The organism is Nocardia inohanensis NBRC 100128 (genome assembly GCF_001612945.1).
Lineage (GTDB): Bacteria > Actinomycetota > Actinomycetes > Mycobacteriales > Mycobacteriaceae > Nocardia > Nocardia inohanensis.
In genome coordinates this window covers 41,661-61,199 of the sequence record NZ_BDBK01000005.1, presented here as the reverse complement: position 1 = coordinate 61,199, position 19,539 = coordinate 41,661, and the positions used below count along the sequence as shown (strand labels likewise).

The following is a 19,539-nucleotide window of genomic DNA, read 5'->3' as shown; positions in this document are numbered from 1 at the left end:
CTGTTTTCGCTGATAGATGGCGTAGCGAGGGCTCGGTGCGGGTTCTCTCCCATCGCGGCTGGTGATACCCGGTCCTCGTCGGCGGCCGCGTGGAATTCTTTTCGCATTTGCCGGGTTTCGGCGCAATAAGTCACACCCGTGACATGAATGGTCATTTGTCGGCGCCCGGATGATTGCCGAACAATGATGCGCGGTGCGATATGTCCGCGCGAGCGGCGAAGGACTTGGGGGAGAGTTCATGGTTCGGCCTGTCGGCGCAGCGGTTCCCGATTCCGGTGGGGGAGTGGAAAAGACCCGTCCGGTTCGAACCCGTCCGGTGCGGACCCGGGGCCCGCGGATCCACACCCTCCCGCAATTGCTGGCGGCGGCGGTCGAAAACGATCCCGACGCGGTGGCTCTCGTCCTCGCCGACGACACCGCCACCCGCGCGGCCATGACCTACGCCGAGCTCGACGAGCGTTCGACCCGCCTGGCGCGGCTGCTGATCGAGCGGGGCATCGGGCCCGGCGATCTGGTGGCGGTCGGGATTCCGCGATCGATCGAATCGATCCTGGCGGTCTGGGCCGTGGCCAAGGCCGGCGCCGGATTCGTGCCGGTAGATCCGAAGTATCCGGCCGATCGGGTCGCGCATATGGTCACCGATTCCGGTGCGGTGCTGGGCCTCACGGTCGCCGCCGCGCGCTCCGGCCTACCCGGCGCGGTGCAGTGGCTGGTGCTCGATACCGGCGCGGAGCGGTCCCGGCTCGAATCCGGTTCGCCCGAGCTGATCACCAATGCCGACCGGGTGCGGCCCTTGCGCGCGCACCATCCCGCGTACGTCATCTACACCTCGGGCTCGACCGGCCTGCCCAAAGGCGTGGTGATCACCCAGGCCGCGGTCTCGGTGTACTGCGCGGTCCAGCTCGAGCGGTTGGGCGCCACGCCGGATTCCCGTGTGCTGCACGTTATCTCGCCGTCGTTCGACGTGTCGGTGGGCGAACTGCTGTTGGCTGTCGCGGCCTCCGCGACCCTGGTGATCGCCGCGCCCCAGGTGTACGGCGGTCCGGAACTGGCGGCCCTGTTGCGGCGCGAGCAGGTCACCCACATGATGATCACGCCCTCGGCGCTCACCTCGGTCGATCCGGGCGGCCTGGACGCCCTGCGGGTGATCGTCGCCGCCGGGGAAGCCTGCCCACCGGAACTGGTGCGGCGCTGGGTGACTCCGGTCGCCGACGGCGTGCCGCGTCGATTCGTCAACGGGTACGGTCCGACCGAGGCGACCATTCTGGCCAATACCGCCGAGCTGACGCCGGACGCTCCGGTGACCATCGGCCACCCGCTGCGCAGTGTCACCGAATACGTGCTCGACGAGCGGCTGATGCGAGCCCTGGACGGCGTCGCGGGTGAGCTGTACCTGTCCGGGGAACAGCTGGCCCGCGGCTACCACAATCGGCCCGGGCTCACCGCGCAGCGGTTCGTCGCGAATCCGTTCGGACCGGCGGGATCCCGCGCCTATCGCACCGGCGACCTGGTGCGCCAGACGGCCACCGGCGACCTGGAGTATCTGGGCCGCAACGACTTCCAGGTCAAGATTCGCGGCTTTCGCATCGAACTCGGCGAGATCGACGGGTTGCTCGCGGCCCACCCGAGCGTGGATTTCGCGGTCACCATCGGGCACGAACTCGCCGGTGGCGCAACCATTCTGGCCTCCTACGTGCATGCCGCCGCCGGGGCGGAGATCGAGGTCGACGAGCTGACGGCGCTGGCTCAGCGCAGCCTGCCCGCCCATATGGTGCCCGCCGTGATCACGGTGCTGGACCGGATCCCGCTCACCCCGGTCGGCAAGCTGGATCGCCGGGCGCTGCCCGCGCCGCGACTGCGGGTCGCCGAGTTCCGGGCTCCGGCCGGACGGCTGGAAATACTGGTCGCCGAGGTGTTCGCCCAGTTGCTGGGGACGGCGGAGCCGATCGGCGCGGATGACAACTTCTTCGAGCTCGGCGGCAATTCGCTGATCGCCGCCCGCGGCGCGGCGCGGCTGGGGGCGCTGATCTCGGCGCGGGTGCCCGGCCGGCTGCTGTTCGCCGCCCCGACCGTCGCCGCGCTCGCGGCCGAACTGGCCGGGCTGGAAGGCGCGGGCGGGCGGGCGCCGCTGCGGGCGCGGCCGCGTCCGGAGCGCATTCCGCTCTCCCCGGCGCAGCAGCGCATGTGGTTCCTGAACCAGTTCGATCCGGCCTCGGCGGCGGAGAACCTTCCCTTCGCGCTGCGACTGACCGGTGCTTTGGACATCGCGGCGCTGCGGGCCGCGTTCGGCGATGTGATCGAGCGGCACGAGACCTTGCGCACCGTCTACCCGGCGGACGACGGGACCGGGCGGCAGGTGATTCTGCCCGCGGCACAGGTGCTTCCGGAGCTTGCCGCGCAATCGGTCCGGGCGGACGAGCTCGCCGGCTGGCTGGCGCAGCGGGCGCGCACCGGGTTCGACGTGTCGGCGAGTGTTCCGCTGCGGGTGGAATTGGCCCGGCTGGGCGCCGAGGATCACGTCCTCGCCGTCGTCGTGCACCATATCGCCGCCGACGGCTTCTCCACCGGCCCGCTCGCGCGAGACCTGCTGACGGCCTTCCTGGCGCGTCGCGCCGGAGCGGCTCCGGATTGGGCTCCATTGCCGGTGCAGTACGCCGATTACACGCTGTGGCAACGCGCGCTGCTCGGCGACGAGAACGAACCCGGGTCTGTCGCGGCCGCCCAGCTCGCGTATTGGCGCGCGGCGCTGGCGGGAATTCCGGACCGGCTCGAACTGCCCGCCGTGCGTCCCCGCCCGGCCGTGGCGTCCGGGCGGGGCGCGACCTACGGCTTCGAGATCGACGCGGACCTGAACGCGCGGATCGGCGAATTGGCGCACGCCGCCGGAGCATCGCCGTTCATGGTGTGGCACAGTGCCTTCGCCGCACTGCTGGCCCGGCTGTCCGGCACCGGCGACATCGTGATCGGCACCCCGGTCGCGGGTCGTGGCGAGGCCGAACTCGACGACCTCGTCGGCATGTTCGTCAATACCTTGGCGCTGCGCCTGCGCGTGGATTCCGGCGCGTCGTTCGCAGACCTGCTGTCGGCCGCGAAAGAGGTCGATCTGGCAGCCTTCTCGAATGCCGAGCTGCCCTTCGAGCGGCTCGTCGAGGTGCTGGACCCGGTCCGCACACAGGCACATCATCCGGTGTTCCAGGTGGCGCTGTTCTTCCAGAATCTGGACGCCCCACACGGCGAGCTGCCCGGACTGGCGGTGGCGTCCGTCGAACCGCACGGCGCGATAGCGAAATTCGATCTGCAACTGTCCCTGTTGCCGCGCGAACGCGACGGCATGGGAGCCGTCTTCACCTATGCCACCGATCTTTTCGATGAGCGGACGGTGGCGGGCGTCGCGGACCGGCTGGTGCGGCTGCTCGCCGCCGCGATCGCCGACACTGCGCGGCCGATCGGCGATCTCGAGCTGCTCGATCGCGCGGAGCGGGCGCGAATAGTGCTGGGCTGGAACGACACCCGGCACGACATCCGGGACGAGTTGCTGCTCGACGGTTACCGGCGCGCGGTGGCCGCCCATCCCGATGCGGTGGCCGTGCACTACGAGGGCACGGAGCTGACCTATCGGCAGTTCGACTGGCGGGTCAACCGGCTCGCGCGGCTGTTGATCGCCCGCGGCGTCGGCGCGGAAACGCTGGTGGGCCTGGCTGTTCGCCGTTCGCCGGACCTGGTCGTCGGCATGTACGCCGTCCTCACCGCGGGTGGCGCGTACGTGCCGCTGGATCCTGATCATCCGGCCGAGCGGATCGCGCACATTCTCGATACCGCGCATCCGGCCTGCGTGCTGACCACCACCTCCGACGGCGTCGCCGTCCCGGAGGGGACCGACGTGGTGGAGCTGGATGTGGTCGATCTGAACGTCTATTCGCCGTCGCCGGTGCTGGACACCGAACTCCTGCGGCCGGTGTACCGGGACCATCCGGCCTATGTCATCTTCACCTCCGGTTCGACCGGCCGCCCCAAGGGTGTCGCGGTCTCGCATGCGGCCATCCACAACCAGATCACCTGGATGGTGGCCGAGTACGGCATGGCCCCGACCGATGTCTACCTACAGAAGACCGCGACGACCTTCGACGTGTCGCTGTGGGGCTACTTCATGCCGCTGCGGGTGGGCGCACTGTTGGTGGTCGCCACCCACGACGGACATCGCGATCCGGCCTATGTGGCCGAAACCGTTGCGCGGCATCGCGTCACGATGACCGACTTCGTGCCCTCGATGCTCACGGTATTCGCCGCGCACACCGCGCCGGGCGGGCTGGCCAGCCTGCGCGATGTGTTCGTGATCGGCGAGGCGCTGCCGCCGGAGACGGTTTCCGCGTTCGCGCAGATCTCATCGGCCCGCGTGCACAATCTGTACGGCCCCACCGAGGCCGCGGTCTCGGTGACCGGGTGGCAGGTGCGCGGCGATGAACGCAGCACGGTGCCGATCGGCGGGCCGCAATGGAATGTGCGGGTGTACGTGCTGGATTCACGATTGCGGCCGGTCCCGGCGGGTGTGGCCGGTGAACTGTATCTGGCCGGTGATCAGCTGGCCCGGGGTTACGTGGGTCGTCCCGACCTGACCTCGGATCGGTTCGTCGCCAATCCGTTCCGATTCGGCGAACGCATGTACCGCACCGGTGACCTGGTTGCCTGGCGTGACCTCGGGGACGGCCGGCCCGCCCGCTTGGACTACATCGGGCGCACCGATTTCCAGGTCAAGTTCCGTGGCCAGCGGGTCGAACTGGGGGAGATCGAGACCGTATTGCTGGCACAGGCTGCCGTGAGTGCGGCCGTGGCGTCGGTCATGCCCTCCGAACTCGGCGATCAACTGGTCGCCCATGTGGCGCCGGTTCCCGGTCGGACCGTGGACGTGCCGGAATTGCTGGCCGCACTGGCTGATTCGCTTCCTCGCTACATGATCCCGTCCGCCGTCCAGGTGATGGCCGAATTCCCGCTGAACGCCAGCGGCAAGCTCGACCGCAGAGCGCTGCCCGCCCCCGCCTTCGATGTTCGTGAATTCCGCGCTCCCGCAACACCGCTCGAAGAGATCGTCGCCGGTGTGTTCGCCGAGGTGCTCGGTATCGCCCGCGTCGGCGCCGATGACGATTTCTTTGCTCTCGGCGGCAACTCGCTGATCGCGACCGCCGTGGCGGCCCGGCTCGGCGCGGCGCTCGGCGACCGGGTATCGGTGCGCACCCTGTTCGAATCCCCGACCGTCGCCGCGCTGGCCGCGGCGGTGCAATCACGAATCCGCGCGGGCCGCACCCGGGAACTGGGCGGCATCGAACGCCCGCAGCGCCTGCCGCTTTCACCCGCCCAGCAGCGCATGTGGTTCCTCAACCGGTTCGAGGATCGCGGCGACGGCACCGTCTCGGCCGGATCGGCCGCCTACAACCTGCCGTTCGCACTGCGCCTGTCCGGCAGGCTCGAGATCGACGCTCTCAGCGCCGCCCTCGACGATGTGGTGGCCCGGCACGAAGTGCTGCGCACGGTATATCCGGAGACCCCGGACGGTCCGGTCCAGGTCGTGACGGCCGTCGGCGGCGATGCGCTCCCGCGCCTGGTCACCGCCCGCGTTCCCGAGGCCGGAATCGCCGCCGCCGTCTACGAACTGGCCATGACGCCCTTCGACGTCACCCGGGACGTACCCGTTCGGGTGCGGCTGCTGGAGATCACCGACGCGACGCCGGGACCGCAGTTCGTGCTGGCCGTGGTGGCCCACCACATCGCCGCCGACGCTTCGTCCCTGGGCCCGCTGGTGCGCGACATCGTGACCGCCTATACCGCCCGCCAGGCCGGAGCCGAGCCCGGCTGGAAGCCGCTGCGCGTGCAATACGCCGACTACGCGCTGTGGCAGCGTGACCTGCTGGGAGCCGAATCCGATCCGGAATCGCTTGCCGCCCAGCAGCTCACGTACTGGCGACAGGAGCTGGCCGGACTCCCGGATCTGCTGGAACTGCCCGCCGATCGTCCGCGCCCGCCGGTGGCCTCCTCGATCGGCGCCCGGGTTCCGGTGCGGATCGACCCCGAGATCCACACGGCCGTGGCCCGCCTTGCCCGCGAGCACCGGGCGACCGTCTTCATGGTGGTGCACGCGGCGTTCGCCGCCCTGCTGGCGCGGCTCTCCGGGGCCACTGATATCGCCGTCGGCACGCCGGTGGCGGGCCGTGGTGAACGCGAACTCGACGACTTGATCGGCATGTTCGTCAACACCGTCGTCCTCCGCACCCGCGTGCGCGGCGGCGAAACCTTTGCCGGCCTGCTCGCCGCGCAACGCGAAACCGATCTCCAGGCGTTCGCGCACAGCGACATTCCCTTCGAACGCCTGGTGGAGGTCCTGAACCCGCCTCGCACCACGGCTCACCATCCGATCTTCCAGGTGGGCCTGTCGTTCCAGAACATGGCCCGTTCCGCCTTGGAGCTGCCCGGGCTGACGATCGCCCCCGTCGAGTCCGACATCGCGGTCTCGCAATTCGATCTACACCTGATCGTCTCCGATACCTACGACGCGGCCGGTGCGCCGACCGGCATCGGCGGCTATCTGACCTACGCCACCGACCTGTTCGACGCCGGCACGGCCGCCACCTTCGTGGACCGGTTGAACCGCCTCCTCGCGGCCGTGACCGCGAATCCGTCAGCACCCGTGGGAGATATCGATCTGCTCGCCGCCTCGGAACGAGCCGAGCTGTTCGGTGTGCGCAATGCGACCTGGCATCCGCTCGACCCCGCAGCGACCCTGGCCGCCCTGCTGGACCGAACCGTCGCGAACCGCCCGGCCTCGGTCGCCCTCACCGGGCCGGACGGCGTCACACTCACCTACGGCGAGTTCGCCGCGCGGGTGCATCGCCTGGCGCGCAAGCTCGTCGAAGCGGGCGTCGGCCCGGACACCCTGGTGGCGTTGGGTATTCGCCGCTCCACCGACCTGGTGGTGGCGATGTACGCGGTACTGGCGGCCGGTGGCGCGTACGTGCCGCTGGATCTGGACCAGCCCGCCGATCGCATCGCGTATGTGATCGAGACCGCGCTGCCGGTGGTGGTACTGACCACGGCGCGTGATGGTTTCGAGCTCGCCGCCCCCTCGTCCTGCTCGTCATCCCGGCATGCTTTCAGCCGGGATCCACACGCCGGCGTCATGGATTCCGGCCAAAAGCACGCCGGAAGGACGGACGGGGTGCTGCGTACGGGCGGGGTGCTGCGCGTCGATGAGCTGGAGCTGGCGGGTTACTCCGACGCGCCGTTGACCGATGCGGATCGTATTGCGCCGCTGCGGGCTTCGAACGTCGCGTACGTGATCTTCACCTCCGGTTCGACCGGCCGCCCGAAGGGTGTGGCGGTCTCGCATGCGGCTGCGGTGAACCAGATCGCGTGGATCACCAACGAGTACGGTCTCGACACCGACGATGTGGTGTTGTTCAAGACCCCGCAGACCTTCGATGTGTCGGTGTGGGAGCTGTTCGGGCCGATCGCCACCGGTGGCCGTATGGTCATCGCGACCCCGGACGGTCACCGCGACCCGCAGTACCTGGCGGATGTGATCGAGGCCGAGGGCGTCACGCTCACTTCGTTCGTGCCGTCGATGCTCAGCGTGTTCGCCTCCAGTGTGGAAGCGGCACAGCTGACCTCGCTGCGCGCGGTGCTGGTCGCGGGTGAGGCGTTCACCTCCGATGTGGTGCACGCGTTCCGTCGCGTCAGTGATGCCGCGCTGCACAACCTCTACGGTCCGACCGAGTTCACCGTGCACGCCACCTATGCGCCGGTCGCGCAGGATGTGCAGGGTGCGGTGCCGATCGGCCGTCCGGTGTGGAATGCGCAGGCGTACGTCCTGGATTCGCGCCTGCATCCCGTTGCCCCGGGCGTTGCTGGTGAGCTCTACCTCGCCGGTGATCAGCTCGCGCGTGGCTATGTCGGCCGTGCGGATCTGACCGCGGATCGTTTCGTGGCTGATCCGCTGGGCAATGGCGAGCGTATGTACCGCACCGGTGACCTGGTGCGTCGCAGCGCGAACGGCGACATCGTGTACCTGGGTCGTACCGACTTCCAGGTGAAGTTGCGTGGTCTGCGCATCGAGCTGGGTGAGATCGAATCCGCCCTGACCGCGTACGAGTCCGTCGGTCAGGCGGTCGTGGTCATGAATTCCGGCGCGCGCACCGGTGACCGTCTCGTGGGTTACGTGGTGCCGACCGCCGCCGCGCTGGCCGCCGCCGGTGACACAGCCGTGCGTCCTGCCGGCGCAGCGACGGCTGGCGCGCCCTTGACCGCCACGACTGGTGCGGCGACCGCGGCCGGTGATGTCGCGGCTGCGACCGATTCGGTCACCGTCGCCGCGGCTGCCACGGATTCGGCCGCCGTCGCCGCCGCGGTGGACACCGACGACCTGCGCGCACACCTGGCCGCACGACTGCCGTCCTATATGGTGCCGTCGGCGCTGGTGGTCCTGGATGCCATGCCGCTCAATGCCAACGGCAAGCTGAATCGAAACGCGTTGCCGGAGCCGGAGTTCGAGGCCACGGTCTTCCGGGCGCCGTGCACGCCGATCGAGGAGATCGTCGCGGGTGTGTACGCGCGGGTGCTGGGTTCGGCGCGGGTGGGTGCGGATGACGACTTCTTCGCCTTGGGCGGGAATTCGCTGGTGGCGACGCAGGTCGCCGCGCGGCTGGGTGCGGCGCTGGATACCCGGGTTCCGGTGCGGTTGCTGTTCGAGGCGCCGACCGTCGCGGGCCTCGCTGTCCGGGTGGAGCGGCAGGCGGGGCGTTGGCGTAAGGCGTTGAGCGCCGGGCCGCGTCCGGCGGTGGTGCCGTTGTCGCTGGCGCAGCAGCGGATGTGGTTCCTCAACCGGTTCGATCCGGGGTCGGCGGCGTACAACATCCCGGCCGCGGTGCGTTTGACCGGCGAGCTGAATGTGGCGGCCCTGCAATCGGCGGTGGCCGACACGATCGGGCGGCACGAATCGTTGCGCACGGTGTATCCGGAGGCCGATGGCGCCGCGCGGCAGGTGATCCGGCCCGCCGGGCAGGCGGTGCCCGACCTGACGCCGGTGATCGTGTCGGCGGAGTCGGTGCTCGATCGCATCGCGGAGGTGGTGTCGTCCGGTTTCGACGTGGCATGTGAGATTCCGTTGCGTGCCAAGCTGTTCCGCGTCGAATCCGCCCCCGAATTCACCGGCGGCACCGCCGAGTACGTGCTGGTGTTCGTGGTCCACCACATCAGTGCTGACGGCTGGTCGATGGGTCCGTTCACGCGCGACCTCATGCTGGCCTACGCGGCGCGGGTGCACGGCGACGCCCCGGCGTGGACCCCGCTGCCCGTGCAGTACGCGGATTACACGCTGTGGCAGCGTGAAGTCCTCGGTTCCGAGGACGATCCGGACAGCCTCATCTCGGCACAGGCGGAGTTCTGGCGCGATGCGCTGGCCGGGTTGCCCGACGAGTTGCAGCTGCCCTCGGACCGTCCGCGCCCGCCGGTGGCATCGCTGCGTGGCGGGACGGTGACCTTCGAGATCGATGCCGTATTGCAGCGCGGCTTGAATGCTATTGCGCGGCAACACAATGCGACGCCGTTCATGGTGATGCACACCGCGCTGGCGGTGCTTTTGGCCCGGTTGTCCGGCACGGGCGACATCGCGATCGGCACCCCGATCGCGGGACGCGGTGAGGCCGAACTCGATGACGTGATCGGCATGTTCGTCAACACCGTGGTACTGCGCACCCGCGTCTCCGGGCAGCAGCCGTTCACGGACCTGCTGACCGAGGTCAAGGATTCGGATCTGGCGGCATTCGCCCACGCGGATATGCCGTTCGAGCGGCTGGTCGAACTGCTGAGTCCGGAGCGCTCCACGGCCCGGAACCCCTTGTTCCAGGTGGCATTGTCGTTCGAGAACCTGCCCGACGCTGGGTTCGAACTGCCCGGATTGCGGGTCGGCGCGGTGGATTTCACGGTCGATACCGCCAAATTCGACCTGGAGTTGCGGGTCGTGGGTGCCTCCGACTCCGGCGCGACCGGCGTGTTCACCTTCGCCCGGGATCTGTTCGACGAGGCGACGGTGGAGGTGTTCGCGCAGCGTTTACTGCGATTGCTGGCGGCGATCGCGGCCCGGCCGCAGATCGGTGTGGGCGCGATCGACCTGCTGGATCAGCGCGAACGAGCCGATCTGGCGGCGCGGTTCGGGCTGCCCGCCGTGCCGGTTCGCACCCTGCCCGAACTCTTGGCCGCCGCCGTCGCGATCGATCCGGAAGCCCCCGCCGTGGTGTTCCGGGGGCGGAGTCTGTCCTATGGGGAGCTGGATGCGCGGTCGAATCGATTGGCGCGCTTGCTGATCGAGCGCGGCATGGGTGCCGAGGATCTGGTCGCGGTGGCCGTCCCGCGCTCGGATGACTCCTACCTCGCCGCATGGGCGGTCGCCAAGACCGGTGCGGCGTTCGTACCGGTGGACCCGAACTATCCGGCCGACCGCATCGCGCACATGCTCACCGATTCCGGATCGAGGCTCGGGCTCACCGTGGCGTCGATACGTGCGGACCTGCCGGACTCCGTCGAGTGGCTGGTGCTGGACGAGGCGGCCCCGAAAGTTCTCGCGGACAACGCGATCGATCCCGCTGAACGGGCGCGTCCTCTGCGCCCGGAGCATCCGGCCTATGTCATCTACACCTCCGGTTCCACCGGTCTGCCCAAGGGTGTCGTGGTCACCCATGCGGGCCTGGCGAACTTCACCACCGAACAAGTCCAGCGTTATGCACTCGATTCCGGCTCGCGCGCTTTGCATTTCGCGTCGCCGTCCTTCGACGCGTCGATTCTGGAATTCCTGCTCGCAGTCGGTAGCGGTGGCGCGCTCGTGGTCGTCCCGCCCGGAACCTATGGCGGCGCGGACCTTTTCGAGCTGATCCGTCGTGAGCGGGTGACGCATGCGCTGATCACTCCGGCGGTGTTGTCCACGCTGGATCCGGCCGGGTTGGACAGTCTGCGGGTTTTGATCGCCGGTGGTGAAGCGTTGTCGGCGGATTTGGTGGGGAAGTGGGCGGTTGTGTTGGCGGATGGCACTGTTCGTGCTTTCCACAATGCTTATGGTCCGACCGAGGCCACCATCATGACCAACCTCAGCGATCCGTTGACGGCCGGCGATCCGGTCACCATCGGCGGCCCGATTCGCGGCGTGCAGGCATTGATTCTCGATGACCGGTTGCAGCCGGTGCCGGTGGGTGTCGCGGGCGAGCTGTATGTGTCCGGCCTTCAGCTGGCGCGCGGCTACCACTCCCGCCCCGGTTTGAGCGCCGAGCGGTTCGTGGCCAGTCCCTACGCCGCGGGCGAGCGCATGTATCGCACCGGTGATGTGGTGCGCTGGACCGGAACCGGTGCGGTCGAGTATGTAGGCCGCTCCGATTTCCAGGTGAAGATTCGCGGTTTCCGCATCGAACTCGGCGAGATCGACGCCGCATTGGCCGCGCACGAATCGGTGGCCTTCGCGGTGACGGTCGGTCACCGGACCCCGGCCGGAACCACGATGCTCGCGGCCTACGTACTGCCGGCCCCCGGACAGCACATCGACCCCTCCCAGCTCACCGAATATGCCGCGGCCCGCCTGCCGGAATACATGGTGCCGACCGCCGTGACGGTCCTCGACGCGATCCCGCTGACCCCGGCCGGCAAGCTGGATCGCCGGGCACTGCCGGAACCGGTCCTGGTCAGCCGGGAATACCGGGCTCCACGAACGCCTTCCGAGCAGACCGTCGCCGCCACCTTCGCGGCGGTGCTCGGGCTGGAGCAGGTCGGCGTCCAGGACAACTTCTTCGCCTTGGGCGGCAATTCGCTGCTCGCCACGCAGGTGGCCGCCCGGCTCGGTGCGGCCCTGGATACCCGGGTGCCCGTCCGCGCCCTGTTCGCGGCCCCGACCGTCGCCGCCCTCGCGGTCGAGGTCGAGCAGCAGGCGGGTAGCGGGCGCAAGGCGCTGACCGCTGGACCGCGTCCGGAACTGGTGCCGTTGTCGCTGGCGCAGCAGCGGATGTGGTTCCTCAACCAGTTCGACACCGCCTCCGCGGCCTACAACATTCCGGCCGCGGTGCGCCTGACCGGTGAACTGAACGTGGGCGCGCTTCAGCAGGCGGTGGCCGACACCATCGACCGGCACGAGTCATTGCGCACTGTCTACCCGCAGATCGATGGTGTGGCGCGGCAGGTGATCCGGCCCGCCGGGCAGGTGGTGCCCGACCTGACGCCGGTGATCGTGTCGGCGGAGTCGGTGCTCGATCGCATCGCGGAGGTGCTGTCGGCCGGGTTCGACGTGGCGCACGAGGTTCCGTTGCGGGCCGAGCTGTTCCGCCTCGAATCCGCCACCGACTTCACCGGCGGCACCGCCGAGTACGTGCTGGTCGTCGCGATCCATCACATCAGTGCTGACGGCTGGTCGATGGGTCCGTTCACCCGCGACCTCATGCTGGCCTATGCGGCGCGCATGAATGATGCGGCACCGGCGTGGACTCCGCTGCCCGTGCAGTACGCGGACTACACGCTCTGGCAGCGTGAAACCCTGGGCTCCGAGGATGATCCGGACAGCCTCATCTCCGCGCAGGCCGGCTACTGGCGCGAGGCGCTGGCGGGCCTGCCCGACGAATTGAATCTGCCTTCGGATCGCCCGCGCCCGCCGGTGGCGTCGCTGCGCGGCGGCACGGTGAGCTTCGCGATCGGCGGCGACATCCAGCGCGCCCTGCGAAACCTTGCGCGGGAACACAATGCGACGCTGTTCATGGTCGTGCACACCGCGTTGGCGGTCTTCCTGTCCCGGCTTTCGGGTAGCGACGACATCGCGATCGGCACCCCCGTGGCTGGTCGCGGTGAGACCGAACTCGACGACGTGATCGGCATGTTCGTCAACACCCTGGTGCTGCGCACCCGGATCTCGGCGCAGCAGACCTTCGCGGATCTGCTGGCCGAGGTCTCGGACACCGACCTGGCGGCGTTCGCGCACGCGGATCTGCCCTTCGAGCGGCTCGTCGAACTGATCGACCCGGAGCGCTCCACCGCGCGCAATCCGTTGTTCCAAGTCGCGTTGTCCTTCGAGAACCTCCCTGATGCCGGGCTCGAACTGCCCGGATTGCGGGTCGGCGCAGTGGATTTCGCGGTCGATACCGCGAAATTCGACCTCCAGTTGTCCATCGCTCCCGGCTCCGATTCCGGCGCGACCGGCGTCTTCACCTTCGCCCGGGATCTGTTCGACGAGGCGACGGTCGAGATGTTCGCGCGGCGGTTCCTGCGGCTGCTCACCGATATCGCCGCCGGACCGCGCCGGCCGGTCGGTGACCTGGAGCTGTTGTCTCCCAGCGAGTTCGAGGATCTCACCGATCGGCACGGCGGCGCGGCCGAACCGGCCCGCACCCTGCCCGAACTGATCGCCGACGCCGTCGCGATCGACCCCGAAGCGCCCGCCATCGAATTCCAGGGGCGGAGTCTGTCCTACGGTGCACTCGATTCCCGGTCGAATCGCCTGGCGCGCTTGCTCATCCAGCGCGGCATCGGCGCGGAGGATCTGGTGGCGGTGGCGGTGCCGCGCTCGGACGACGCCTACTTCGTCGAATGGGCGGTCACCAAGACCGGTGCGGCCTTCGTGCCGGTGGACCCGAACTATCCGGCCGATCGCATCGCCCACATGCTCACCGACTCCGGTTCACCCGTCGGCCTCACCGTGGCCTCGGCGCGCACGGACCTGCCGGACTCGGTCGAATGGCTGGTGCTGGACGACCTGGACCTGAATGCCTTCGCGGACAACGCGATCGCCGCGGCCGAGCGGGTGCGGCCGCTGCGCCCGGAGCATCCCGCCTACGTCGTCTACACCTCGGGCTCCACGGGCGTGCCCAAGGGCGTCGTGGTCACCCATGCCGGTCTGGCCAACTTCACCGCCGAGCAGGTCGCGCGCTACCGCCTCGATTCCGCCACGCGCGTACTGCAATTCGCGTCGCCGTCCTTCGACGGGTCCATGATGGAGTACCTGATGGCCCTCGGCCGGGGCGGCACCCTGGTGGTCGTGCCGCCGGGCGTCTACGGCGGCGAGGAACTGGCCGAGGTCATCCGCGACGGCCGGGTCACGCACGCGTTCATCACCACCGCCGCGCTCTCCACCTTCGGGCCGGAGGGCCTGGACACGCTGCGGGAGTTGATCGTCGGCGGTGAGGCGGTCGCGGCCGAACTGGTCGCCAAATGGGCAGTGCGCATCGGAGCGGACGGCGCGGTGCGGGCCTTCCACGACGTCTACGGTCCGACCGAGACCACCATCGTCACCACCATCAGCGATCCCCTCGCAGCGGGCGACCCGGTCACCATCGGCGGCCCGATCCGGGGCACCCGGGCGCTGATCCTCGACAACCGCCTGCGACCGGTGCCGGTGGGTGTACCGGGTGAGCTGTATCTGGCGGGTATTCAGCTGGCGCGCGGGTATCACGCGCGGGCGGGCCTGACCGCCGATCGTTTCGTGGCCGACCCGTTCGCCCCCGGCGCGCGCATGTATCGCACCGGTGATGTGGTGCGCTGGAGCGCCGCCCGCACCATCGAATACGTCGGGCGGTCCGACTTCCAGCTCAAGGTGCGCGGCTTCCGCATCGAACTCGGCGAGATCGACGCGGCGCTGTCCGCGCACGAGTCGGTGGATTACGCCGCCACCGTTGGTCATCGCACCGACTCCGGATCCACCATCCTGGCCGCCTATGTGGTGCCGGTGCCCGGCCGCGAACTCGATATCGCGGCGCTCACCGAGCACGTGGCGGCCCGGCTGCCGGACTACATGGTGCCGGCGGCCATCACCGTCCTCGATGCGATTCCGCTGACCCCCGTCGGCAAGCTGGATCGGCGGGCGCTACCGGAACCCGTGCTCGTCCGCCGTGAATTCCAGCCTCCGCGAACGCCTTCGGAACAGACCGTCGCCGAGGTGATGGCGGCGGTGCTCGGCCTGGAACGGGTCGGCGTGCACGACGACTTCTTCGCGCTGGGCGGCAATTCGCTGCTCGCTACACAGGTGGTGGCCCGGCTGGGCGCGGCCCTGGATACCCGGGTGCCGGTACGGACGCTGTTCGAGGCGTCCACCGTCGGTGCGCTCGCGGCCGCCGTGGAACAGCACACGGGGGCCGGCGGGCGTCCGGCCCTGACCGCGCGGCAGCGGCCGGAGCGGGTTCCGTTGTCGCTGGCGCAGCAGCGCATGTGGTTCCTCAACCAGTTCGACACCGGTTCGGCGGCCTACAACATCCCGGTCGCGGTCCGCCTCTCCGGCGAGCTGGAGGTGACCGCCTTGCAGGAGGCCGTGGCCGATCTGATCGGACGCCACGAGATCCTGCGCACGATCTACCCGGAGGTGGACGGCGACCCCGTGCAGCTGATCCTGCCTGCGGCACAGTCGGTTCCGGATCTGACCCCGGTACCGGTCGATGCCGGGGCGCTGCCCGATCGGATCGCCGAATTCCTCGGTGCGGGCTTCGATGTCACCACCGAACTGCCGTTGCGCGCCGCGCTCTTCCGGGTCGACGACGGCGCATACGTGCTGGCTTTCGTGGCGCATCACATCAGCGCCGACGGCTGGTCCATGGGCCCGCTCACCCGCGATGTGATGATCGCCTATGCGGCTCGGGTATCGGGGAACGCGCCCGCCTGGGCACCGCTTCCGGTGCAGTACGCCGACTTCAGCATCTGGCAGCGCGAATTGCTCGGCCAGCCGGACGATCCCGCGAGTCTGCTTGCGACGCAGTCCGATTACTGGCGGAACACACTCGCCGGATTGCCGGACGAGCTGAACCTGCCCTCGGACCGTCCGCGCCCGCCGGTGGCGTCGCTGCGTGGCGGCACGGTGACGTTCGAGATCAGCGCCGAATCGCAGCGCGGCCTCAATGCGATTGTGCGGGAACGCAATGCGACACCGTTCATGGTGATGCACACCGCGCTGGCGGTCTTCCTGTCCCGGCTGTCCGGCAGTGCCGACCTCGCTATCGGCACCCCGATCGCGGGTCGCGGTGCGGCCGAACTCGACGACGTGATCGGCATGTTCGTCAATACGCTGGTACTGCGCACCCGCGTATCGGGGCGGCAGACCTTCGAAGAGCTGCTGGCCGCCGTCAAAGACACCGATCTGGCGGCGTTCGCGCACGCGGATATTCCGTTCGAGCGGCTGGTCGAGCTGCTGAATCCGGAGCGCTCCACGGCACGCAACCCCTTGTTTCAGGTGGCGTTGTCGTTCGAGAACCTCGCGGATACCGCTTTCGAATTGCCCGGATTACAGGTCGGCGCAGTCGATTTCGACGCCGGGATCGCGAAGTTCGATCTTCAGCTCACCATTACCGGCGCCTCCGATTCTGGTGCGACCGGGATGTTCACCTTCGCGCGCGATCTGTTCGACGCGGCGACCGTCGAGGTGTTCGCGCAGCGGTTCCTGCGGCTGCTCGCCGATATCGCCGCGCGGCCGGGGCATCCGGTCGGCGAGCTGGCGTTGCTGTCGCCTGCGGAGCGGGCCGATCTCATCGATCGCCGAGGTGGGGCGGCCGAGCCGCCGCGCACTCTGCCGGAGCTGATGAGCGCCGCCGTCACGGCGAATCCGTCCGGATCCGCGTTGGTGTTCGACGGGCGGAGCCGCACCTACCTGGAGCTGGATACCCGATCGAATCGGCTGGCGCGCTTGCTGATCGAGCGCGGCCTCGGGGCCGAGGACCTGGTGGCGATCGCGGTGCCACGCTCGGATGATTCCTACCTCGCCGCGTGGGCGGTCGCCAAGACCGGTGCGGCGTTCGTGCCGGTGGACCCGGACTACCCGCCGGATCGTCTCGCGCACATGGTGACCGATTCCGGTGCGCTGGTCGGTCTGACCGTGGCGTCGGCGCGCGCGAAGCTCCCGGATTCGGTCGAATGGCTGGTGCTGGACGATCTGGATCAGGCGCTCGGTGACGGCGCGAACACATTCGCGGACAACGAGATCGCCGATGCCGAGCGGGTGCGTCCGCTGCGTCCCGAGCATCCGGCCTATGTCATCTACACCTCCGGTTCCACCGGTCTGCCCAAGGGCGTCGTGGTCACCCACGCCGGTCTGGCCAACTTCACCGCCGAGCAGGCCGAGCGGTACCACCTCGACTCCCGCTCGCGTGCTCTGCATTTCGCGTCGCCGTCCTTCGACGCTTCGATCCTCGAGTTCCTGCTGGCAGTCGGCCGGGGCGGCACACTGGTCATCGTCCCGCCCGACAGCTACGGCGGTGACGAGCTCTCCGAGCTGATCCGTCGCGAGCGGGTGACTCATGCGCTGATCACTCCGGCCGTGCTGTCCACGCTGGATCCGGCGGGGTTGGACAGCTTGCGGGTTTTGATCGCCGGTGGTGAAGCGCTGTCGGCGGATCTGGTGGAGAAGTGGGCGGTTCCGTTGGCGGACGGCACTGTTCGTGCTTTCCACAATGCTTACGGCCCGACCGAGGCCACCATCATGACCAACCTCAGCGACGCACTGGTGGCGGGCCGGCCGGTCACCATCGGCGGCCCCATCCGGGGCGTGCGATCGCTGATCCTCGACGATCGGTTGCAGCCGGTGCCGGTGGGTGTCGCGGGTGAGCTGTATGTATCGGGTATCCAGCTGGCGCGCGGCTATCACGCCCGCCCGGGCCTGAGCGCCGGCCGGTTCGTCGCCGACCCCTTCGCGGTCGGTGAGCGCATGTATCGCACCGGTGATGTGGTGCGCTGGACCGGAACCGGTGCCGTCGAGTACGTGGGCCGATCCGATTTCCAGGTGAAGATCCGCGGCTTCCGCATCGAACTCGGCGAGATCGACGCGGTACTGACCGCACACGACGATGTCGACCACGCCGTCACCCTCGGCCACGCGACCGCCGCGGGAGAGACCGTGCTCGTCTCCTATGTGCTTGCCGCACCGGGACATACGGTCGACACCGATCGATTGACCGCTCACGCCGCCACCCGCCTGCCCTCCTACATGGTCCCGGCAGCGATCCTCGTGCTCGCCGAGTTGCCGCTGACCCCGGTCGGCAAGCTGGATCGCGCCGCACTGCCCGCCCCCGAACTGCGCCCCCGGACCTACCGCGCGCCGTCGACCCGCGCCGAGACCCTGGTGGCCGACGCCTTCGCCACCGCGCTCGGACTGGAACGGGTCGGCGCGGAGGACGACTTCTTCGCGATCGGCGGCACCTCGCTGCTGGCCACCCGGGTCGTGAGCCGTCTGCGCGACCAGACCGGCGCGCGTCTGACCGTCGCCGACTTCTTCGGCGACGCCACCGTCACCGGCCTGGCCCGCCGGCTCGGCGCGCTCGAACCCGCCGCGGCGCCCGACCCGGCCGGCGCACTCGGCATCCTGTTGCCCATCCGCGCCGCAGGCGACGCCACCCCGCTCTTCTGCATCCACCCGATGGCCGGACTGGCCTGGTGCTATTCGGGTTTGGCCCGCGTGCTCCCGCCGAACCAGCCGATCTACGGCCTGCAATCGCCCGCCCTGACCGAATCGGACTTCGCCCCGAAGGCCCTGGCCGAGATCGCCCGCCGCTACGTCACCGAACTGCGCGCCGTCCAGCCCGCGGGCCCCTACCGCCTACTGGGCTGGTCGGTCGGCGGCAAGCTCGCCCACGCGATGGCGACGCACCTGCAAGCCCGCGGCGAATCGGTCGAACTGCTCGCCCTGCTCGACGCCTACCCCCACCCCGTGAACGCCGCGGCCCCGCTCCGCGACGCCCTCCAGGAGACCTTCGCCGGCCTCGGCCTCCCCGACGCCATGGCCGAACTCGACGACCGACTCGAACTGAGCGAAAAAGCAGTCGACCTCCTGCACGAATACCTCACCCGAGACTTCGGCGACATCCCCCACACCCTGGTCCGCCGCATGTCCGATGCGGTCATCCGCACGGTCACGCTGGATCGCGACTTCCGCCCCGGCCTCCACCGCGGCCCCCTGCTCTTCTTCACCGCCGCCGACGCAGACCACGCCGACGCGGGCCGCAGCGCCGCCGACTGGTCCCCCTTCGTCTCCGGCGAGATCGAAAACCACCTCATCCCCGCCACCCACGAACAACTGACCACCCCGGAAGCCCTCGACCACATCGGCGCAATCCTCACCGCAGCATTCGACAACCTGAACACCCCACCCTTCGATCCGCAATGGGCCCCCGACGCCCTCGACCTCGCGGGCATCTCCATCCGCACCATCGGCCTCGACATCGCCGACGGCACCCCCACCGAACGCATCGACTCCGCCATCCGCTACCTCACGAACCGCCACCCCGGCCTACGCGTCCGCCTCCGCTTCGCCGGCCAAGGCGCAGGCCGAGAGATCGACTACAAAAGCGACGACTGATCTCGTGCCGACCGGGGTAACTCACCGGGCACGCCCGAAATAGTTCCCCCACCTGACCGCCGCCCCGCATACAAGACGGTGAACGGCACCCGAGCCGCGCGCTGAAGTCTCGGAGAGGCGGGCGAGCTACCGTATTCACCGAGACCGTTCCTTGTAATCAGGTAACGGTTGGCGCAAGCCGATTCGATGGATCAGGATGTGTGCTT

General features: G+C 69.2%; 1 protein-coding gene. It reads left to right on the top strand.

Features of this window, described 5'->3' with window-relative positions; all coding sequences use genetic code 11:
• Nucleotides 1-238 precede the first annotated feature (238 nt).
• Nucleotides 239-19,333, top strand: coding sequence for a non-ribosomal peptide synthetase (locus tag NI1_RS13535; protein ID WP_084523144.1), 19,095 nt, complete (start codon nt 239-241; stop codon nt 19,331-19,333).
• Nucleotides 19,334-19,539: the final 206 nt, after the last annotated feature.

What these genes read in the sequence shown, in the direction of transcription:
- NI1_RS13535 (WP_084523144.1), top strand. Translation starts at nt 239, where the DNA reads ATGGTTCGGCCTGTCGGCGCAGCGGTTCCCGATTCCGGTGGGGGAGTG.